General features: G+C 72.2%; 18 protein-coding genes. 4 read left to right on the forward strand and 14 right to left on the reverse strand.

Annotation, left to right across the window (positions count from 1 at the left end):
- Positions 1–21: 21 nt before the first annotated feature.
- From ACFVN5_RS16815 to ACFVN5_RS16855, 9 genes are all read right to left on the reverse strand, one after another.
- Positions 22–498: a 2'-5' RNA ligase family protein gene (locus ACFVN5_RS16815; protein ID WP_376956459.1), complete on the reverse strand. Its 477-nt coding sequence runs from the start codon at positions 496–498 to the stop codon at positions 22–24.
- A 50-nt stretch (positions 499–548) separates the two neighbouring features.
- Positions 549–1370: a hypothetical protein gene (locus ACFVN5_RS16820; protein ID WP_376956461.1), complete on the reverse strand. Its 822-nt coding sequence runs from the start codon at positions 1368–1370 to the stop codon at positions 549–551.
- 157 nt (positions 1371–1527) lie between these two features.
- A complete protein-coding gene (locus ACFVN5_RS16825) occupies positions 1528–3417 on the reverse strand; it encodes an ABC transporter ATP-binding protein (protein WP_376956463.1) in 1890 nt (629 codons plus the stop codon).
- A gap of 154 nt (positions 3418–3571) precedes the next feature.
- Positions 3572–3799 (reverse strand): hypothetical protein, encoded by a 228-nt coding sequence (locus ACFVN5_RS16830; protein ID WP_376956465.1) that lies wholly within the window; start codon positions 3797–3799, stop codon positions 3572–3574.
- Positions 3800–3855: 56 nt separating this feature from the next.
- Complete coding sequence (locus ACFVN5_RS16835) at positions 3856–4755, reverse strand: carbohydrate kinase family protein (RefSeq protein ID WP_376956467.1); 900 nt, start codon at positions 4753–4755, stop codon at positions 3856–3858.
- Positions 4739–5656: a pseudouridine-5'-phosphate glycosidase gene (locus ACFVN5_RS16840; protein ID WP_376956469.1), complete on the reverse strand. Its 918-nt coding sequence runs from the start codon at positions 5654–5656 to the stop codon at positions 4739–4741. The genes ACFVN5_RS16835 and ACFVN5_RS16840 overlap by 17 nt, the downstream gene beginning before the upstream one ends.
- Positions 5657–5660: 4 nt before the next feature.
- Positions 5661–6875: an OpgC domain-containing protein gene (gene opgC / locus ACFVN5_RS16845; RefSeq protein WP_376956471.1), complete on the reverse strand. Its 1215-nt coding sequence runs from the start codon at positions 6873–6875 to the stop codon at positions 5661–5663.
- 34 nt (positions 6876–6909) lie between these two features.
- The gene (locus ACFVN5_RS16850; RefSeq protein ID WP_376956473.1) at positions 6910–8859 is read right to left on the reverse strand and encodes an HAD-IA family hydrolase; all 1950 of its coding nucleotides are present in this window, start codon (positions 8857–8859) and stop codon (positions 6910–6912) included.
- On the reverse strand, positions 8856–10907 hold the full coding sequence (locus tag ACFVN5_RS16855) for a hypothetical protein (RefSeq protein WP_376956475.1): 2052 nt from the start codon (positions 10905–10907) through the stop codon (positions 8856–8858). Before ACFVN5_RS16855 ends, ACFVN5_RS16850 begins: the two co-directional genes overlap by 4 nt.
- Before the next feature lie 270 nt (positions 10908–11177).
- On the opposite strand from ACFVN5_RS16855, the gene ACFVN5_RS16860 reads away from it, so the two are divergent.
- Genes ACFVN5_RS16860 through ACFVN5_RS16870 form a run of 3 tightly spaced genes read left to right on the forward strand, consistent with a single transcriptional unit; the run spans position 11178 to position 13767 of the window.
- A complete protein-coding gene (locus tag ACFVN5_RS16860) occupies positions 11178–12104 on the forward strand; it encodes an ABC transporter ATP-binding protein (RefSeq protein ID WP_376956477.1) in 927 nt (308 codons plus the stop codon).
- Complete coding sequence (locus ACFVN5_RS16865) at positions 12101–12937, forward strand: ABC transporter permease (protein WP_376956479.1); 837 nt, start codon at positions 12101–12103, stop codon at positions 12935–12937. The genes ACFVN5_RS16860 and ACFVN5_RS16865 overlap by 4 nt, the downstream gene beginning before the upstream one ends.
- Complete coding sequence (locus tag ACFVN5_RS16870; RefSeq protein ID WP_376956481.1) at positions 12934–13767, forward strand: ABC transporter permease; 834 nt, start codon at positions 12934–12936, stop codon at positions 13765–13767. The genes ACFVN5_RS16865 and ACFVN5_RS16870 overlap by 4 nt, the downstream gene beginning before the upstream one ends.
- Before the next feature lie 13 nt (positions 13768–13780).
- Here the strand turns inward: ACFVN5_RS16870 and ACFVN5_RS16875 are convergent, their stop codons facing one another.
- Positions 13781–15781: a glycosyltransferase gene (locus tag ACFVN5_RS16875; RefSeq protein WP_376956483.1), complete on the reverse strand. Its 2001-nt coding sequence runs from the start codon at positions 15779–15781 to the stop codon at positions 13781–13783.
- A gap of 30 nt (positions 15782–15811) precedes the next feature.
- Positions 15812–16126 (reverse strand): hypothetical protein, encoded by a 315-nt coding sequence (locus ACFVN5_RS16880; protein WP_376956485.1) that lies wholly within the window; start codon positions 16124–16126, stop codon positions 15812–15814.
- Positions 16127–16272: 146 nt separating this feature from the next.
- Here ACFVN5_RS16880 and ACFVN5_RS16885 point away from each other — a divergent pair, with 146 nt between their 5' ends.
- Entirely contained in the window at positions 16273–16626 is a 354-nt protein-coding gene (locus ACFVN5_RS16885; RefSeq protein ID WP_376956487.1) for a hypothetical protein, read from the forward strand.
- A gap of 103 nt (positions 16627–16729) precedes the next feature.
- On the opposite strand, the gene ACFVN5_RS16890 is transcribed toward ACFVN5_RS16885, so the two are convergent.
- The 3 genes from ACFVN5_RS16890 to ACFVN5_RS16900 form a co-directional block, all read right to left on the reverse strand.
- Positions 16730–17230 (reverse strand): hypothetical protein, encoded by a 501-nt coding sequence (locus ACFVN5_RS16890; protein ID WP_376956489.1) that lies wholly within the window; start codon positions 17228–17230, stop codon positions 16730–16732.
- A 118-nt stretch (positions 17231–17348) separates the two neighbouring features.
- Positions 17349–18770, reverse strand: coding sequence for an MFS transporter (locus tag ACFVN5_RS16895; protein ID WP_376956491.1), 1422 nt, complete (start codon positions 18768–18770; stop codon positions 17349–17351).
- Between the two features lie 181 nt (positions 18771–18951).
- A complete protein-coding gene (locus ACFVN5_RS16900; protein WP_376956493.1) occupies positions 18952–19308 on the reverse strand; it encodes a hypothetical protein in 357 nt (118 codons plus the stop codon).
- Between the last annotated feature and the right edge of the window lie 69 nt (positions 19309–19377).

Below are 19377 nucleotides of genomic sequence, written 5' to 3' on the forward strand. Positions count from 1 at the left end.
CCGGAGCGGCCGGCGCCGGCGTCACGCGCCGAGCGCCCATGCTGCGACGACGCGGCGGTGATGACCGCCCTGCGGCGGCCGCATGTCGATGAGCGCGACCGTCGCGAGCTGGACCCTGTCGCCTTGGCGCACCCGTCCGTGCTGCTTGCGGGTCACGTGCGGCCGGAAGTCGCGGCGCGGCTGCACGTCCACGCCGGCGTGCCGGAGCGCCGCGAGCGTGCGGGTGCGCAGCGCGGCGAGCTCCCCGCCGTCCTCGACGAGCGTGACCGGCACGTCGCGCCGACGCCCGAACATCGCGTCCTCGCCGGCGGCCGCGTGGATCGCGCGGGCCTCACGTCCGATGCCGTCGACGTCGCCCAGCACGGCGGCGACCTCCACGGCGTCGAGCGAGGTGGGGAACGGCTCCACCAGCGTCACGTGCAGCGGCCACTGCGCGACCGTGAACTCGTCGCCCGCGGCGAGCGGGACGAGCGGCAGCACGACGACGAAGCGCGCCATCCGGCGAGTCTAGCCGGGGCGCGCTCCGTCGATCGGGGTGGGTGCGGGCGTCACGCCACGCGGTGCGGCTCGTCGAGCCGGCCGAGCAGGCGCAGCATCGCGGCGGGGGCGTAGCGGAACTCGATCGTGCCGCTGGCGCCCTGGCCGGCGGGGCCGATCCACGTGCTCGAGCCCTCGTGCACGCGCACCCAGCCGTCCTGGAACAGCAGGTCGGTGCCGATCACGAACGCCATCGCCGGGGTGTCGCCCTGGCGCACGGCGATCGATCCCTCGAACACCTGCGACGCCGACGCATCCTGGTCCTCGCGGGCCTGCACGCCGACGAGCGGGCGGACGATCGGCGTGCCGAAGCCCGGCGCCTGGAACGGGCTGGCCTTCACGGCATCCGCGACGAGGCCGAAGTTCACGCTGGTCGACGCGAGGCTGAGCGCCGCCTGGCCGTCGAGCACGAGCCGGCTCGACACGCTGAAGCGGTAGTAGAGTCGCCCGGACTCGCGGGTCGGCGGCAGCACGGCGACGCTCGCCCAGTTGCGCGACCAGCCGAGGGGCGCGCCCTCGCGGCTGGGCGGGTCGTAGACGCTCGCCGTGACACGAACGGCGCCGTCGGCCTGGGTCGCGGCGGCGTGCAGCGAGCTGCGTCCGCGGTCCGACTCGGGCATCTCGTCGCGGACGGGCGTGAACGCCGGGAGCCGCTGCGGCTCCCAGTGGCGCAGCCAGCCCTGGATGCCGGCCTGGATGCGGTCGAACGAGTCGCCGAAGCCGCTGCGCGACGTCGTCGCGTCGGTGGCGTTGGGCAGGTCGTCGATGAGCTCGACGGGCAGCTCCTCGAAGCGGGAGAGGTCGCGGGCGCTCGTGACGGTCGCGATGGTCATGATGGTCCTCCGGGGGGAATGGGCTCGGGGCATCCGGGACCGGATGCGGATTCCCACGCTACGGAGGCCGTCGCGCCGGGCCATCCCGGCTAGCCCCCAAACCGCCCCGGGGTGAACCCTGAGGCGAAGCGGGGGCAGCCGACGGCCGACGGGCCGATCAGACCAGCAATTGGTGCGCCGCGAGGTCGCGGTACAGCGGCACGGATGCCACGAGCTCCGCGTGCGTCCCTTCGCCGATCACGCGTCCCTCCTCGAGCACGACGATGCGGTCGGAGTCGATCACGGTCGAGAGCCGGTGCGCGATCACGACGAGCGTGCGCCCGGCGGCGACCTCGTCGATGGCCTCGCGCATGAGGCGCTCGTTGACGCCGTCGAGCGACGACGTCGACTCGTCGAGCAGCAGGATGGGCGGTGCGGAGAGCAGGGCGCGGGCGATCGCGAGGCGCTGGCGTTCGCCGCCCGAGAGCATGATGCCGTCCTCGCCCACGGCCGCGTCGAGGCCGGCGGGATCGCGATCGAGCACGGCGCCGAGGTTCACCGCGCGCAGGACGTGCTCGCACGCGTCGTCGGTCGCGTCGGGGCTGCCGAGCTTGAGGTTGTCGCGGAGGGTTCCGGCGAGCACGGGGGCGTCCTGCTCGACGTACCCGATCTGGCTGCGGAGCTCGCCGCGGTCGAGCGCGCGCAGGTCGAGGCCGCCCATGCGCACCTCGCCGATGCTCGGGTCGTAGAAGCGCTCGATGAGCGCGAGGATCGTCGACTTGCCGGCGCCCGACGGGCCTACGAGGGCGATGCGCTGCCCGCGCGGCACCCGGAAGCTCACGCCGCGCAGCACGTGCTGCTTGTCCGTCACGTCGGGTTCGGGGAGGTGCTCGTCGGGGGAGTCGTTGCCGGGATCGGCCGGGTCCTGCCTCGTCGCGGCGTACGCGAAGTGCACGTCGTCGAACTCGATCGCCGCGGCATCCGGTCGCATGCCGTCGTTCGCGTCCCCGACCATGAGCGCGAGCGGGGCGAGCTCGCGGTCGAAGGCGTCCTCGTCGGGCAGGTCGAGGATCTCCTGGATGCGCCCGAGTGCGCCGAGCGCGGAGTTCACCGAGGTGATCGCGCCGAACGCCTGGCCGAGCGGCAGGATCATCATGAACAGGAACAGGATGAACGACACCAGGTTGGCGACCGTGATGGCGCCGCTCGCGACGCGGTAGCCGCCGACGCCGAGCACCACCAGGAACGACACTTGCATCGCGATCCCCGCGATCGGGACGATGAGCGCCGAGATCTTCGCGACCTGCACGCCCATGCGCCACGCGCCCTCGGCCTCCACGTCGACGGCGGCGATCTCGCGGTCGGTGGCGCCCGCGGCGCGGATCGTGCGCACCGAGCTGATCGCGCGCTCGACCGCCGCGGCGACGTCGCCGACCTTCTCCTGCGCCCGGTGCGACGCGTCGCGCACGCGGCGCGAGAGCAGCGTGACGGTGGTGATCGCGATCGCGATGACGAGCACGGTCAGTCCGAGCAGCACGGGATCGAGGATGAGCATGGCGATGAGCGCGCCGACGAACGTGACGGCGCCGCCGACGGCCTCGACGAGGCCCTGCGTGAGCACGGCGCGCAGCATCGTGGTGTCGCTGCCCACGCGCGAGACGAGGTCGCCCGTGCGGCGCGTGTCGAACTCCGCGACGGGCAGGCGCAGGAGCTTCGCGACGAGTCGCCTGCGGCTCGACAGCACCACGCCCTCGCCCGTGCGCTGCAGCAGGTAGTGCTGGTAGCCCGAGATGATCGCGCTCACGACGACGAGCGCGACGAGGCCCCACACGAGCCAGCCGAGGGGCTCGCCGGCCTCGACGACGTTGATGACGCGGCCCACGAGCAGGGGCTGCGCGAGGCTCGTGAGGGCGCCGACGATCGAGAGCACCGCTACCCAGATGAGTACGGGCCGGTGCTCGAAGAGGAACGGCAGCAGTTGCGTGAAGGTGGCGCGCGGCCCCTCCTGCGGCGATCGTCGTGCGAACGGGCTGCGTCGGGTCTCGGTCCGGGTGTCGGTGTCGCTCATGTCCTCTTCCTGCTCCGCGCTCGCGCGGTGGACGGATGCCGCACCCGCCCGGTGGTCGCGTCGTCGCCGCCTTGCAGCATACGTGGCCCTGCTGGGTGCGGACCCGGGCCGGGTGGTCGGCGCCGCGGGTGCTCGGCGCCGTGGGGGCTCGGGGCTACCCGCGCCCGTACTTCTTGTGCACCGCCTGCTTCGACACGTCGAGCGCCAGTGCGATGAGCTGCCAGCTCGACCCGGCGGCCCGGGCGCGGCGCACGGCGACCGCCTCGGCGCGGTCGAGCTCGCGGTTCAGCTCGATGCGGGCGTGGTGCAGCTCGCGCAGCGCCCGGTAGGGGTCACCGCCGTCGGCCGCGGCGATGGCGGTGCGGAGGGTGCGGTCGTCCATGGCGTCAACCGTAGTTGACGCTTCCGTTGCGTGTCAATCCAGGTTGACATCCTGATTCAGGAGTCGCCGGAGGTCGCGTGCGCGCCGGGGTTCGCGAGCACGGATGCCGCGCTCGCATGCCCGGCGAGGCAGGCCGCCGCGGCATCCGCCCCGCGCAGCACTGCGGTGAGGTACCCGGCCGCGAACGCGTCGCCCGCGCCCGTGAGGTCGCGGATGTCGGGGACGGGCGCGACGTCGACGCGCTCGGCGAGGGCGCCGCGCACGATGACGTCGGTGGGCAGCGGCCCGTGCTTCACGACGACGGTGGCGGCGACGGATGCCGCGACCGCCCCGCCGCCCGCCAGGCCGAGCAGCGACGCCTCGTCCTCGTTCGCGAACACCAGGTCGGGCGCGATCACCCGGAACAGGTCGAGCGCGACATCGGTGCCGATCCCGGCGATCAGGCCCGTCGACGACGCGTCGACCGACACGCGGATGCCGCGCTCCCGCGCCACCGCGGCGAGGCGCACGAGCTCGTGCCGCATGGGCTCGCGCTCCAGTCCGTAGGCGGACAGGTGCAGCCACGCGACGCCGTCGAGCCAGGCGTCGTCGACGTCCGCGAGCTGCGCGGAGGCGCCGCGGTCGGGGAACATCGTGCGCTCGCCGTCGGCGTCGATGAGCAGCACGACGGTGCCCGTGCGGCCCTCGCGCTGCACGCGCACGTCGACCCCGGCGGCGGCGAGGTCGTGCGCGAGCGCGTCGCCCGCGGCATCCGCCCCGACCCGGCCGATGAAGCGCGTCGGCACGAGCGGCGCGGCCAGGGCGGCGACGTTCGCGGCGCTGCCGCCGCGGGCGCGGAACACCCGCGCGGCCGTGTCGGTCGCGACGCGCAGCGGCTCGTCGGCCCACACCACGATGTCCTCGACGAGGTCGCCGACGACCGCGAGGAGGCCCGTCGGCTCAGCCGGCGACGGCACGCGCGATCTCCGCGCCGAGGGCGACGTTGCCGCGGTACACCTCGAGGTTCACCTCGAGGCTCCGTCCGCCGGTCGCGCGCTGCACGTGGTCGAGGAGGAACGGCGTCGTGTCGTGCCCCGAGACGCCGGCCGCGGATGCCGCGTCGAGCGCCTCGGCGAGCACGCGATCGTGGAACTCGGGGTCGAGCTGCTTCGCCGGGTCGACCGGGTTGGCCACGAGCACGGCCGACGCCAGGCCGAGCTCGTCGCGCGCGCGGGCCAGCGCCGCGGCATCCGCGGGGCTCTCGATGCGGTAGTCGAGCGCGAAGCCCGAGTCGGCCACGTAGAACCCCGGGTAGCGGTCGGTGCGGTAGCCGACGACGGGCACGTTCAGTGTCTCGAGCCGCTCGAGCGTCGCGCCGATGTCGAGGATCGACTTCACGCCGGCGCTGACGAGCGTGATGGGCGTCGTCGCGAGCGTGCCGAGGTCGGCCGACTCGTCGAACGTCTCGCTCGCGCCGCGATGCACGCCGCCGAGGCCGCCCGTCGACATGACGCGGACTCCGGCGCGATGCGCGAGCCACGCGGTCCCGGCGACGGTGGTGCCGCCGTCGAGCCCCTTCGCCCGGGCGATGGGCAGGTCGCGCACGCTCACCTTCACGACGCCGTCGGCGGTGCAGAGCCGTTCGATCTCGGCCGCGGACAGGCCGACGACCGGCACGCCGTCGACGACCCCGACGGTTGCGGGCAGGACGCCCGCGTCGCGCACCTGCTGCTCGGACGCGATCCCCACCTCGAGGTTGCGCGGGCGCGGGAGCCCGTGGGTCAGGATCGTGGACTCGAGCGCGAGCACCGGGCGGCGCTCGTCGACCGCGGTGCGCACCTCGTCGGACACCCGGATCACGGGCGGGGGAGTCTGCATGAGGTCATGCTACGACGGGCGTGGGGCGCAGCTCCTCGCCGCTTCCGGCGGCCGTCGTGCTCGCCGACGTCGTGTCCGTCGAGGCCCTGCGCCGGCGCCAGGCGCCGCGGACGGCGATCCATGCGCGCACGCACACGAGCACCACGATCTCGGTGGCGACGACCGCGGCCGTGTTGAGGAGGAGGCTGTCGCGCTCCGCGATCCGCGCCCAGACGGTCGGCGCGATGACGAGCTCGATCACGAGCCGGTGCGTGACGTAGGTCGCGAGCGAGTTGCGGCCGAACGTGCTGAGCAGGCCGCCGAGCGCGCGATCGAGCGTCGGCCCGACCGCCCGGAAGATCAGGAAGAGTGCTGCGAACCACAGCGTCCCGATCACGAGCCGGGCGGGGCCGAGCGACGCCTTCTCCTGCAGCGGCCCGAACCACGCCCACTCGGCGAGGAACCGCCCCTCGATGGCCCGGAGCGCGTCGATCACCGAGCTCGGCGGCGCGTCGGTCGCCGCGACGAGCACGTGGTGGTTCCAGAAGATGAGGAACTCCGCCGCGAGCGCCGTCACCACGAAGACGACGACGAGCACGACGCCGAGGGCGCGGCGAGTCCGCCGGGGAACGCGGTGGACGAGCGAGCGGAGCTCTGGCCAGCGGCATCCGATGGCGATGCCGACGACGAAGACGAACGACCAGCTCAGCCGCATGAGCCAGGCATCGTCGAGCTCGGGCAGGGACTGTGCGGCGATCCACGTGCCCGCCGTGATCCCGATGGGGATCCACTCGCGCCGGTACCGCGCGGCCCACAGCACGAGCGGGGACAGGAGGACCAGGACCGCGTACATCGCGAGGAAGTCCGGCGCGACGCTGCCGGCCTGGCGCAGGAGGAGCGCGTCGACGATGGTGCCGACCTCCACCGGCTCGCCGTTCCGGGCCGCGAACATCAGCCGGATCAGCACGAGCGTCACGGCGCCGAGGTAGACCAGGCCGGCGCGGCGCAGCAGCTTGACCGCCACGGGACGCACGCCCATCCGATGCACCCGCGGCAGGAACACGTAGCCCGTGATGATGCCGGAGATCGCACAGAAGCCCTCGGCGGCCGACGCGGGCAACGCGCCGCGCCCCGTCACGACCTCGACCAGGTTCGGCATCAGGTACAGGTGCGTGACGATGATGAGCGCGAGGAAGTAGCCCCGGAGGTGATCGAACGCGGGGATGCGCGGACGAGACATGCCCGCCGGCGACGCCGCGACCCGCGCGGCGGCGTCAGCGGCGGGAGGAATGGCCGGCCTCCACGTTCTTCAGGAAGCCCGCCTTCCACCACGCCCGGGAGAGCTCGCGCTCGAGCGCCATCCCGTGCCACCGGTAGTAGCGGCGCCCGCGGCGCGGCATGGCCAGCGGCGACGAGGTCACCCCCAGCGAGTTGTCGTGCATCAGGCCGCCGAGCAGGCGCGCCTGCTGGGCGGTCGGGTGCAGCACCAGCTCGCCGAGGAAGGCGAGGGCGACGTCGAGCGAGAGCTGCGTCACGCTCGGCGGCATGGTCGCCGCGGCCTCCGAGAAGTCGCGCACGAAGCGGAGCGCGGCGGACTGCGCCACCCGGATCACCTCGGCGTCCTCCTCGCCCATCCGCTCGTCGGTGAAGACGGGCGCGAACCCGTCGCCGTCGCGGACGACTGTCGCGACGGACGCGTCGTCGTGGTTGCCGAAGAGCATCTCGATGACCTCGATGCCCGGAAGGATGCACTCGCGGTGCCACTCGGCCGCGGCAGCGACCCGCCCGTCGACGAAGCCGTGCTGCCACGGTGCCCCCAGCGTCTTCTCGGTGGGGTGGATCCCGAAGTAGAAGCCCTCGAGGTCGGGATTGACCAGGCGCCGCAGCGACGACTGGATGCTGCCCTGCCAGCCGACGTCGACGACGGCGGTGGTCGGCAGGTGCAGGTCGACGGACCGCAGGTAGGCGATGACCGGCTCCCGCTCGAGAGCGGCCACCTCGAGGATGTCGGGCTGCAGGTTGCGGAACACCTGCCGGATGCGCGCGCCCTCCTCGGGACCGACGACCGACGACGAGCGGAGCCCGACCGAGCGCGCGGCGGCCTCGATGTGCTCGGGGCTGAGGTCGCGCAGGAAGCGGGTCACGTACTCCGAGACGCGCAGCGGCGCACCGGTCGCGACGAGGAAGTCGAGCTCGCTCGGGGTCATCGGCGAGTGGATCCCGGCGAGGTTGATCATCCGGCGCGACGCGTACACGTAGTCGCTCGGGATCGCCGCCTCGCCGAACAGCTCCTGGTACGCGCGCTGCAGCAGGCGCCCCTCGCGTGCGAGGAAGGACAGGCGCTCGACCCCGCGGTCGCGCGCGCTCGTATGGAGCCACTGCGAGAAGCCGACGAGCAGCGGGCCCAGCACCGCGTAGCCGATGTCCGACGCCGGATCGTGCGCCGTGCGGTCGACGGCGCGCGCTGTGAGCCCGCCGATGAGGCTCCAGCCGAACTCGAGGTGCGTGTGCCGGTCGTTTGCGCTGATGCGCGCCAGCGCGTCGCAGGGCAGTGCCGAGTCGGGAGCGACCGCCGCGGCGCCCGCGGGGAGGTGCACCGCATCGAGGCCGGCACGGCGGGGCATCTCGACGTCGCTGAGGGCGTTGTCGCCGATGTGGACGATGCGCGCGTCGGGGAACTCGGCTCGCAGCATCCGGAAGGCGGTGCCGTCGTGCTTGGCGACCTTGTCGTGGCCGCTCACGATGAGCCGCTCCCACCCGGCGTACCCCGCCCGTTCGAGTGCGGCGGCGATCGCCGACGGGGGCAGGTACATGTCACTGACGATGAAGATCCGGGCTCCGGACTCGACGGCCAGGTCGTACAGCCGGCGTCCGCGACGTGTCGCCGAGAGGACGGAGAGCTCGGTCGCGACCTCGGCGGCCTGGACGGCCTCCCGCATGGCCTCGGTCATCCGCAGCGTGCGCGTGAGCCGGTCGTAGATGTCATCGAGCGTGATGTCGGGACCGATGCCGGGCGCCGTGTAGCAGGCGGCTTCGGCCGCGATCCTGGCGTCGGTCCACCCCGCGTCGAGCCAGTAGCGACCGTCGGCGTTGACGCGATGGCGGGTGAGCGTGAACACGTCGGTCGGGCGCAGGAACGTACGGTCGAGGAGCGTGTCGAAGACGTCGAAGCAGACGATCTCGGCATCCGCGACGGTCTCGCGGCGGAGTTCGGCGTGCATCATCGACGCACCCCGGGTCGCATCGGAAGGCGCCGGGCCAGTCGCGCCGGGAGCCGGCGGAGGTAGCGCCGGACCCGCAGCTCGATGCCCTCGGCCGGCTCCGCGGCGCGCGCTCGGAGCGTGCTGGCGAGGTCGTCGATCCGCTCGCTGATGGCCGAGCGGTCGACGTTGGCGGCGGCGGCCTGCGAGGTGAGCACGGCCGAGTACATCAGGCGGCGGTCGCCATCGAGGCGCATGGCCTTGGCGGCGAGCTCGGTCCGGGCCCGAGCGTCCGAACCCGCGACCGCCTCGTCCTCGTCGAGGTGGAACGTGACGAGCGCGGTGCTGCCGTCGAGGATGCCGATCGGTCCGACGTGCAGCAGGCGCAGCCCGAAGTCCCAGTCCATCGCGAAGCGCAGGTCGCCGTCGAGGAGGCCGGCGGCCACGGCGGCGGACCGGCGGAAGACCATGGCCCCGAACGGCGTGTGGTTGGCCACGAGCTGGTCCGAGACGTCGATGACGTCGTGACGGCCAGGCGTCGCGCGCGGCAGGGCGTGGTGCTCGATCTCGACCCGGTGCCCGTTCACGACCCGTTCGACCGTGCGCGCCGCCGGCGCGACGACGGCCGCCTCCTCGGGGTGGAGGTCGAGGTGGTCGATGGCGGCGGCCAGGAAGTCGGGATGCCACGAGGCCGTGCCGTCCTGGATGGCGACGAACTCCGTCGCCACCTCGACCACGAGCTCGTTGAGGCGGGCGACCGACGTCCGCACGTCCACCTCAGCGCCGGCAGTGGGCTGCAGGCCGGTGTGCTCGGGCGTGGTGACGCGGTCGGGCGCGAGGCGCTGCTGCGCCACGCTCGCCGAGGCGCGCGCGGTGGCGAGGGGGTCGTCGGCGGTGGCCACGAACACGTGCACGAGGCCTGCCAGGGCCGGTGCCTCCTCGGCGGCCGCCTCGATCGCCTGGTCGATCGCCGACGGCTCCGCGGTCGTCCGGGCGAGCTCGTCGGCGAGGTGCTCGAGCGTGCGGTACATGCCCCGCAGCTGCTCGGACAGGGCCAACCAGCGCAGGGACTGCGCCTCGGTGAGCTGCTTCGGGGCGGGGTCCACGATGGCGGGGTGCGAGAGCACGCTGTCGATGCTCCGCCGGAGCGAGAATCGCTCGGCGTGCTGCGCGCGCCGCTCCAGCGCGAACTCCCGGGCCGCCGCGAAGCCGTCGACGACCTCGGCCGCGATCGCGGCACCGTCGATCCGGCGTGCGGTCGCGCGTCCGCTGTAGTTCGTCGCGGCCTGCGCGGCGTCGTTGTCGGGAGTGAGCCATCCCGCGCCGCCGAAGTGGTCGTACACGTAGACCGGGACGCCGAGGGACAACGCGTACTGCACGGTCTTGCCGATGGTCACGACGCCGTCGTACGCGGCGAGCAGCTCGGGCGTGATCTCGCGGACCTCGGTGGCCTCGCCGATGACGTCGACCTCGACGTCGAGTCCGCGCAGCATGGCGGCGGCGTCGAGCACCTCCTGCGGCGGATGGTTCGACACGACGGCGATGCTGGAGGGGCGGGCGGGGGCGGGCCGGGGGATGTCGGTGCGGGCGAGGTCGGAGCCGGCGACGGCGGCGGCTGGCGCGGCATCCGCTCGGACCGACGGTTCGGTGAACCGGCGCGGCACCGGATTGGCGACGATGAGGCTCGGCTCGGTCAGCCCGTACCGGCGCTGGAGCTCGCGGGTGCGCTCGGACACGTAGGTCTCGAGGTCGCTCAGGTCGTTCTCGATGTCGGCCACGAGCGGCAGTTCGATCTCGGCGAGCGCCGACATGTGGTGCCAGACGATCGGGGTGCGCGTCTCTCGTTCGGCGAGCCGGCGGATGATCGACGGCGGCAGCAGCGAGTGCTGCACCCAGATGAGGTCGTAGTCGAGGCCGAAGTCGTCGTACGGGTCGTCGGCGACGCGCAACGTGCCGCCGCCGAGTCCGTCGAGCGCGCTGAAGCGCTCGGCCATCGGCGAGAGGAACAGGTTGGTGTAGACGTCGACGTGCCAGCCGCGGAGCAGGAACTCCTCGGCCAGCTCGAGGGTCACGAGTTCGGAGCCTCTGATTCGGCGCAGGTGATTGGCGGTGATGAGGATGCGGGGCACGCGCAAGCTCCGGGCGGGGTTTCGGGTCTGCGGCGCGGCCGCAGGTGGTGCGTAGGGGGCCCCTCCAGACTAAGCGCCGAAACGGAGTCCATCTCCCGATTCGCGTGACGGTCGCATCACATTCGCACGCATGAACACCCCAGTTCGGGGGGTATCGGGCGTGGGCACCCGGTGCCGCGCGGCTGTCGGTGCCCGCGGCTACAGTGGTGCACTGTGCCAGCACCTGTCATCGTCGCCCGGAACCTGGTCAAGCGGTACGGCGACTTCGCCGCCGTCGACGGCATCTCGTTCGAGGTGGCGCCGGGCGAGTCGTTCGGGCTGCTCGGGCCGAACGGCGCCGGCAAGTCCACGACGATGCGCATGGTCGGCGCGGTCTCCACCCGCACCTCGGGCGAGCTCGAGGTGGTCGGCCTCGACCCCGACGTGCACGGTCCCGAGATCCGCTCGCAGTTGGGCGTCGTGCCGCAGTCCGACAACCTCGACACCGAGCTGCGCGTGCGCGAGAACCTGGTCGTCTACGGCCGCTACTTCGGCCTGCCGTCGCGGCTGGTCGCCACGCGCGCCGACGAGCTGCTCGCGTTCGCCCAGCTCGCCGACAAAGGCAAGGCGAAGGTCGACGCGCTCTCGGGCGGCATGAAGCGGCGGCTCACCATCGCGCGCGCCCTCATCAACGACCCGCGCGTGCTGCTGCTCGACGAGCCCACGACCGGCCTCGACCCGCAGGCCAGGCACATCCTGTGGGACCGCCTGTTCCGGCTCAAGGAGCAGGGCACCACGCTCCTGCTCACGACGCACTACATGGACGAGGCCGAGCAGCTCTGCGACCGGCTCGTGGTCGTCGACAACGGCGCCATCATGGCCGAGGGCACGCCTGCCGAGCTCATCCGCCGCTACTCGTCGCGCGAGGTGCTCGAGGTGCGGTTCGGCAGCGACCGCAACAGCGAGGTGGCCGAACGGCTGACCGGCATCGGCGACCGCATGGAGGTGCTGCCCGACCGCATCCTCGTGTACAGCGACAACGGCGAGTCCGAGCTCGTGCGCATCACCGAGGCGGGCCTGCACCCGCTCACGAGCCTCGTGCGCCGGTCGAGCCTCGAGGACGTCTTCCTGCGCCTCACCGGACGGAGCCTCATCGAATGAGCGGCGACGTCTCCACCGAGGTGCGCAGCGACACCGCGCGGGCGCTCGCCGCGGGCCGCCGCCCACGCCGCTGGGGCGCCTGGTACGTCGCGCTGCACCGCTTCCGCGTCATGCGGAGCTACACCGGCACGGTCGTCGTCGCGGGCATCGGCAACCCGCTCATCTACCTCTACGCGCTCGGCGTCGGCCTCGCCACGATCGTCGACACCGACCTCGACGGCGTGAGCTACCTGGTGTTCGTCGCGCCCGCGCTGCTCGCGAGCGCCGCCATCACGGTCGCGAGCGAGGAGTTCACCTACCCGATCATGCTCGGGTACAAGTGGAACCCGACCTTCACGGGCATGAGCGCGTCGCCGCTGCGGCCCACGCAGATCGTCGACGGCATCGTGATCTCGGTCGCCGTGCGCATGACCGTGAACCTCGTGCTGTTCTTCGCGCTGATCCTGGTGTTCGGCGCCGCGCCGTCGCCCATCGCGTTCCTCTCCATCGTCGCGGGCCTGCTCGGCGGGCTCGCGTTCGGCGCCGTCCTCATGGGCTACACGTCCACGCTCGAGGAGGACACCGGGCAGCTCGCCATGGTCATGCGCTTCGTCGTGCTGCCGATGACGCTCTTCTCGGGCACGTTCTTCCCGCTGTCGACCTTCCCGATCTGGCTGCAGTGGATCGGCTGGATCTCGCCGCTGTGGCACAGCACCGAGCTCGCACGCGTCTTCTCCTACGGCTACGCCGAGCCCATCTGGCTCACGATCGTGCACGTCGCCTATCTCGCCGTGCTCATCGTGGTGGGGTGGGCGTGGTCGCGCCGCATCGCCGTGCGGAGGCTGAACCGATGACCGAACTCACGCAGCGCGACCGGGTGCGTCCCGGCGCAGGTTCGCGCCCGGTGCGCTCCCTCTACGCCGGCAACGCCCGCGCGGTGATGCTGCGCGGCTGGCGTGCCACCCGCAGCACGAACTGGCTCGTGATCGTGAGCGGCTTCTTCGAGCCGATCTTCTACCTGCTCGCCATGGGCATCGGACTCGGCACGCTCGTCGGCACCGTCACGACGACGGGCGGCCAGCAGGTGCCGTACGCCGCGTTCATCGCGCCGGCGCTCCTCGCGACGGCCGCGATGAACGGCGCGATCTACGACTCCACGTGGAACGTGTTCTTCAAGATGCAGTTCGCGAAGCTCTACGAGGGGATGCTCTCCACTTCGCTCGGCCCGCTCGACGTGGCCCTCGGCGAGATCATGCTCGCCCTGCTCCGCGGCGCGCTGTACGCCGTCGGCTTCCAGCTCGTGATGCAGGTGCTCGGGCTCAACCTCTCGTGGTGGGCGCTGCTCGCCGTGCCGGCCGTGCTGCTCATCGCATTCGGCTTCGCGAGCCTCGGCATGGCGATCACGAGCTACATGAAGACCTTCCAGCAGATGGACTGGATCAACTTCGTGATGCTCCCGATGTTCCTCTTCTCGGCCACGTTCTACCCGATCACGGTCTACCCCGAGTGGCTGCAGGCCGTCATCCAGGCGCTGCCGCTCTGGCACGGCGTGGAGCTGGTTCGCGGCCTGACCACGGGCGACGTGAGCTGGGGCATGCTCTGGCACGTGCTCTACTACCTGGTCATGATCGCGATCGGGCTCGTGTTCACGACCCGGCGGCTGCGCGCGCTGTTCCTCGACTGAGCCGGACCTGCGCTCACACGCCGGCGGCGCGTCGCCGCCCGTACTCGTCGTGCGCGTAGCCGACCGCGCCCGCCAGCATGCCGAGGCCACGGCTCACCGTGCGGGCACCGCGGGCGCGGTGCACGAGCGATCCCGCGAGCGTGCCCCAGACCAGCCGCGCTCCGCCGCCGAGCACGCGCGCGATGCCGCGTCCGATCGCGCGGAGTCGTTCCACGAGCCTGCCCGCCCGCGTGGGGGCGAGGGCGATGCGCACGCGCGCCGAGGTGTTGCCGAACCGGAACGTGCGCGCGAGCACCCACCGACGGGTGAACCGCTCGGGCTCCTCCTGCTCGGTCACGACGGCGTGCTGCGCCCAGCGGATCGTCCCGCCGCGCCGGGTGAGCTGGAGCGTGAACATGCTGTCGCTCCCGCCGGTGAGCCCGAACCGCTCGTCGAACGCGAGCCCGAGTCGCCGCACGGCCGGGACGTCGAGCAGCAGGTTGTTCGTCGCGGCCTCCCGCAGCGCCTCGCCGTCCCGGCGCACCGGGCGGATGAACGCGCCGCTCGCGCCGACCCAGGCATGCACGGGATCGGGGAAGCGCGTGACCACGCGCCCGGCGACCGCCGTCGGCCGCGCGCTCGTGAACGCGTCCACCATCGTGCGCAGCCACCCGGGCTCGGGCACCTCGTCGTCGTCGAGGAAGAGCAGCGCACCCGTGCCGTCGCACTCGGCAAGCGCGCGATTGCGCACGGCCGCGATCCCGGGCCGCGGCTCCACGACGTAGGCCGCGCCCTGCTCGTGAGCGACGCCCTCGCCCGACCCGGCCGGGTCGTTGTCGACGACGAGGATCGAGCACCGCAACGGCGAGTCGGCCCGCGCGTTCTCCGCGTCGACCTGGGCCCGCACCCCTTCGAGCGCGCGACGCAGCGCCTCGGCGCGGTGGAACGTGGGGATCGCGACGACGAGCTCGCGGGGGAGCGGCTGCTCCGCCGGTTCCGGGGCGGAGCGGATGCCGCGGCGCCGCGCCCGCCGGTCCATCGCGAGCCGGTAGGCGGCGGCGTGGGCGGCCCCCACGCCGTCCCAGTCCCGGGCGTGCAAGTCGGGCGCGCTCGACGGCGGGTCGTCGTGCACCGCACGAATCGCCTCGAGCAGTGCGGCTGCGGTGAGGTCGCCCGCGAACCGGTGCACCCAGCGCGGGCCGACCTCCACGCCGAGGGCCCGGGTGACGTCGTTGTCGGGCACGAGCACCGGCCGATCCAGCGAGAGGGCGGCCAGGGCGGCGCCCGAGTTGTGCAGGTGCCGGTACGGCAGCACGACGAGCTCGCTCGACGTGACCACCTCGACGAACTCGGGGTCGTCGACGTACCGCAGTTCGACCGCCAGGCCGTCGAGTCGCGCGGCCGCCTCGCGCAGGTCTCGTGCGACCACGTCGTCGGTCGGTTCACCGGCGATCCGCAGCGTGAGCGCCGGCGTGCTCGGGTCCGGTCCTCCGACGGATGCCGCGGCGTACGCCTCGACGAGCCGCTCGACGCCCTTGTACGGCTTGATCAGGCCGACGTACCCGAGCTGCCCGGGCACGACGTCGCTCCGCGGCATCCGCTCGAACCAGGCGCGGTAGTGCCCGTGCGGGATGAGCACCGACGGGATGCCGGGCGCCTCGGGCGTCAGCGCGGAGATGCGGATACGCACGTCGGTGCTCCGGTCGAGCGACAGGTCGAGGGCGCGATCGACGGCCGGGCCGCGCGGCGGCGTGACGTTGTGCACGGTGCGCACGACCGCGATCCGTCCCGCTCGGGCACGAACGGCCAGGGCGGCGAGGGCGGCTCGCTTGCCGGCGCGCGTCCACCGGCTGCGTCCGGCGAGGAGCGCGTCGGGCCAGTGCACGTGCAGCACGTCGTAGCGTCCGACGAGCGCCTCGCGCCACGAGAACGGCACGTGCTCGACCGACGGCTCGGCCTCGAGCGCGTTGCGGAGCATGACGAGGTAGGGATTCGTGGTCGGCCGCGGTTCCCCGAACGTCTGCATCACGCGCATCGGCGCATCCACCGCGACCTCCCGCGACCCTCAGTCCACGAGGTCGTCGGGCGGCAGCGCCCAGGCGTCGTCGAGCAGGATCCGTTCGGGCGGCGTCGCATGCCAACGGCCCTCGGGGTCGTCGTCGGAGGCCGCGGCGAACAGCGCGGGCAGCGCGGCCTCCCAGTGCGCACGCGACTCCCACATGGCGATGCCGACCACCCGACCGCCCGCCTCCTCGCGCCACGGCCCGATCTGGATCAGCCCGGGTGTGCCCAGCGCCGCGAGGCGCACGCGGTTCATCGAGTCGAGCACCTCCTCCTCGTAGCCCGGATTCGGGTGGTGGATGGACATGTGGATGAACATGGGCCCACGCTAGCCCCGCGCCTGTCGCGCGGCCATCCCTCCTCCGGGGCCGACCGTGAGGTCAGTGTTTCCGCGTGTGACGGCCCGCCGCGACATCCGATCCGCCCGCGCGTATCGTGGCCGGAACGAACAACCGAGGAGCACTCATGTCGCATCGCGAGCCGCACGCCGCCACCGAGCCCCGCACGGGCGCGGTCATGGGCATGCGCGGCTGCGAGTCGGCGGCGGAGTGCCGGAGCCACCGTCCGGGGCACGGCCTGCACGTCATGCAGGATCGCCTCGCGACGACCACGGCGAGCAAGTGGATCGACGCGATCGTGATCGACGTCGACGACCAGGGCTTCGCGACGCTCGCCGACCTCGGCGGCGACGGGCTGCGCCGCGTCTGGCACCACGACGCGTTCGGCGGCACGCTGGCCGTCGGCGAGCCGGTCGCGCTGCACGTCGTCTACGGGGTGCTCGCCCGCGGCGACGAGCGCCACAGCGTCGCGTTCGCCTGATCCGTCGCGTTCGCCTGATCCATCGCGTTCGCCTGAGCTCGCTGCCCGTATGACGCAGGGCGCGTCGTCGCAGACCTGACGCGCCCCGGAACCTGCTCCGGACTCACGCCATCGGCATCGCCTCGCTCATGGCGCTCATCATCTTCTCCATGGCCATCACGGCCTGGTCGCACGCCATCGCGCACATGCGGCAGTGTTCGCTCATCTCGGCGTGCATCATGCACTCCGCCGAGCAGGCGCGGCACATCACGATCGTCGTCTGCATCATCGACATCATGACCTGGGGGTCCATGCCGTTCATGCGGAGCAGCATGCGCGTCATGGTGTCGCAGACGTCCGCGCAGTTCGCGCAAAGCCCGGCGCACCGGCCCATGCCCTCGCCCGCGTCCGAGTCGGCGCACATGATGCACGCCTGGCTACACGCGGTGAGGGCTTCGATGGCCTCCTGCATCATCATCGGGTCCATGTCCTTCATGGGCATGTCCGACGACGACATGGCGCCCTTCATCATGTCCATCGTCGAGTTCATCATCTGCGGCTCGCGTTCCGGGTCCCCGAGCGCCGACGGTGCCGGCGGACGTCCTCGGCGGCCCTGTTCGGTCACATGCTACGCCCGGCCCCGGGCGCCGAGAAGGGTCGGGTCGCAGGGTTCACGAGCACGAAACAGGGCGGATGCCGCAGCCTCGAGTGCTGCGGCATCCGCCCGTCGTTGCATGGCACCTCTAAAGGGACGCGGCCTCCGCCTGCGCCTCGGCGAGCCGGCCCTCGGCGTCGCCCGCGGCCTCGAAGTCGACGTCCTTCGTCTCCTTCGAGATGAGCAGGGCGATGAGCGTGAGCACCGCCATGACCGAGAGGTAGACCCCCACCCAGAAGGGGCTGCCGCCGCCGGCCTGCCAGAGCGCGACCGCGATGAACGGCGCCACCGCGGCTCCCAGGATCGACGACACGTTGTACGAGATGCCCGACCCGGTGTATCGCACGTTGGTCGGGAAGAGCTCGGGCAGCAGCGCGCCCATGGGGCCGAACGTCAGGCCCATGAGCGAGAAGCCCACGACGAGCCAGAGCATGACGCCCCAGAAGCCGGCGCCGAGCAGCGGCACCCAGATGAGGCCGAACACGATGATGCCGAGCGTGACCCAGATGAGCGTGCGGCGGCGGCCCCAGCGGTCGGCCCACGGGCCCGAGACCAGCGTGAAGACGCCGAAGAACAGCACGCCGCCGATGAGCATGAGCACGAAGGTGTTGTAGGAGTAGCCGAGGCCGGGCAAGGCGCCCTCGGTCGGCTCGACGGGCGCGCGACCGTACGCCAGCGAGAAGGTGGTCATCAGGTAGAAGAGCACGTACGTCGCCAGCATGAAGAACGTGCCGAGGATGAGCTGCTTCCAGTAGCTGCGGAACACGCTCGCGAGGGGGAGCCGCTTGAGCTTGCCGGTCTTCGACGCCTTGGAGAACGCCGCGGACTCGACGAGGCGGAGCCGCACCCACAGGCCCACCGCCACCATGACGACGGAGAACAGGAACGGGATGCGCCAGCCCCAGTCGAGGAAGGCCTGCGAGGGCATCGACGGGTCGTCGGACGGGAGGATCGCGGCGATGACGAGGAAGAGGCCGTTCGCGATGATGAAGCCGATCGGCGCACCGAGCTGCGGGAACGTGCCGTACCACGCGCGCTTGCCCTCGGGGGCGTTCTCGGTCGCGACGAGCGCGGCACCCGACCACTCTCCGCCGAGGGCGAAGCCCTGCGCGATGCGGAGGACCACGAGCAGGAGCGGTGCGAGCCAGCCCACAGCCGCGTAGGTCGGCAGCACGCCGATGAGGAAGGTCGCGATGCCCATCGTGAGCAGCGCGCCGACGAGGGTTGCCTTGCGGCCGTGCTTGTCGCCGAGGTGGCCGAAGACGATCGCGCCGAGCGGTCGGGCGACCATGGCCGCGCCGAAGACGGCGAACGACGAGAGCAGGGCGGTCGTGGGATCGCCCGTCGGGAAGAAGAGGTGCGGGAAGACCAGCACCGCCGCCGTCGCGTAGACGTAAAAGTCGTAGAACTCGATCGTCGTGCCGATGAGGCTGGCGAGGATGACCCGACTACGGGGATTGGCTGGGGTGGTGGCTGCGGCCGTGGCGGCCGCCGAACTGGATGAGGACATCGCCTGCGAGACTCCGTGGAACTGGTGGGTCGACTCCACGACGGGCACGTCGGTCAGGCGTATGCGGGCCGCGAAGGGCTGGGAATCGTCGCTTGTGGCAACCGGACAACACTACGCCCGCCGCATCCGGGAGGTCGAACCGGATGCGACGAGCGGTGTGGTCGGTGCGGTGAACGGCGGGTCAGCGCCAGGCGACGGCGATGACGATGTTCGCGAACGTCAGACCGCCGACCGTCCAGAGCGCCCAGCTCGGCGCCGGGTCCTTCTTGCGGTACACGAGGACGAGCACCGTGATGATGATCGCGACGAGGAGCTTGACGCCGATCTTGATGTTGTTGATCTCGAACAGGTCGCCGATCTCGATCGTCGCCACGAGCAGCAGGCCGGTCACGATCTGCGTGAGCGCGCCGCGCCACATGATGGGCAGCACGGTGCCCTTGCCCTGCGCGATCGCCTTCTGTTGCACCAGGAACCCGCCGAACAGCATCGCGAGGCCGACGAAGTGGAGGATGAGCAGGATGATGCGCAGGACGTCCATACCCCGAGCCTAGGACTCGGGCGCCCGTCGGTACGACCGGAATCGGCCGGTACGGGCCGGAATCAATCG

It is taken from the genome of Agromyces sp. NPDC057865, assembly GCF_042796995.1.
In the GTDB taxonomy this organism is placed as follows: domain Bacteria; phylum Actinomycetota; class Actinomycetes; order Actinomycetales; family Microbacteriaceae; genus Agromyces.

What these genes read in the sequence shown, in the direction of transcription:
- ACFVN5_RS16815 (WP_376956459.1), bottom strand. Translation starts at nt 498, where the DNA reads ATGGCGCGCTTCGTCGTCGTGCTGCCGCTCGTCCCGCTCGCCGCGGGC.
- ACFVN5_RS16820 (WP_376956461.1), bottom strand. Translation starts at nt 1,370, where the DNA reads ATGACCATCGCGACCGTCACGAGCGCCCGCGACCTCTCCCGCTTCGAG.
- ACFVN5_RS16825 (WP_376956463.1), bottom strand. Translation starts at nt 3,417, where the DNA reads ATGAGCGACACCGACACCCGGACCGAGACCCGACGCAGCCCGTTCGCA.
- ACFVN5_RS16830 (WP_376956465.1), bottom strand. Translation starts at nt 3,799, where the DNA reads ATGGACGACCGCACCCTCCGCACCGCCATCGCCGCGGCCGACGGCGGT.
- ACFVN5_RS16840 (WP_376956469.1), bottom strand. Translation starts at nt 5,656, where the DNA reads ATGCAGACTCCCCCGCCCGTGATCCGGGTGTCCGACGAGGTGCGCACC.
- opgC (WP_376956471.1), bottom strand. Translation starts at nt 6,875, where the DNA reads ATGTCTCGTCCGCGCATCCCCGCGTTCGATCACCTCCGGGGCTACTTC.
- ACFVN5_RS16850 (WP_376956473.1), bottom strand. Translation starts at nt 8,859, where the DNA reads ATGATGCACGCCGAACTCCGCCGCGAGACCGTCGCGGATGCCGAGATC.
- ACFVN5_RS16865 (WP_376956479.1), top strand. Translation starts at nt 12,101, where the DNA reads ATGAGCGGCGACGTCTCCACCGAGGTGCGCAGCGACACCGCGCGGGCG.
- ACFVN5_RS16870 (WP_376956481.1), top strand. Translation starts at nt 12,934, where the DNA reads ATGACCGAACTCACGCAGCGCGACCGGGTGCGTCCCGGCGCAGGTTCG.
- ACFVN5_RS16875 (WP_376956483.1), bottom strand. Translation starts at nt 15,781, where the DNA reads ATGCGCGTGATGCAGACGTTCGGGGAACCGCGGCCGACCACGAATCCC.
- ACFVN5_RS16880 (WP_376956485.1), bottom strand. Translation starts at nt 16,126, where the DNA reads ATGTTCATCCACATGTCCATCCACCACCCGAATCCGGGCTACGAGGAG.
- ACFVN5_RS16885 (WP_376956487.1), top strand. Translation starts at nt 16,273, where the DNA reads ATGTCGCATCGCGAGCCGCACGCCGCCACCGAGCCCCGCACGGGCGCG.
- ACFVN5_RS16895 (WP_376956491.1), bottom strand. Translation starts at nt 18,770, where the DNA reads ATGTCCTCATCCAGTTCGGCGGCCGCCACGGCCGCAGCCACCACCCCA.
- ACFVN5_RS16900 (WP_376956493.1), bottom strand. Translation starts at nt 19,308, where the DNA reads ATGGACGTCCTGCGCATCATCCTGCTCATCCTCCACTTCGTCGGCCTC.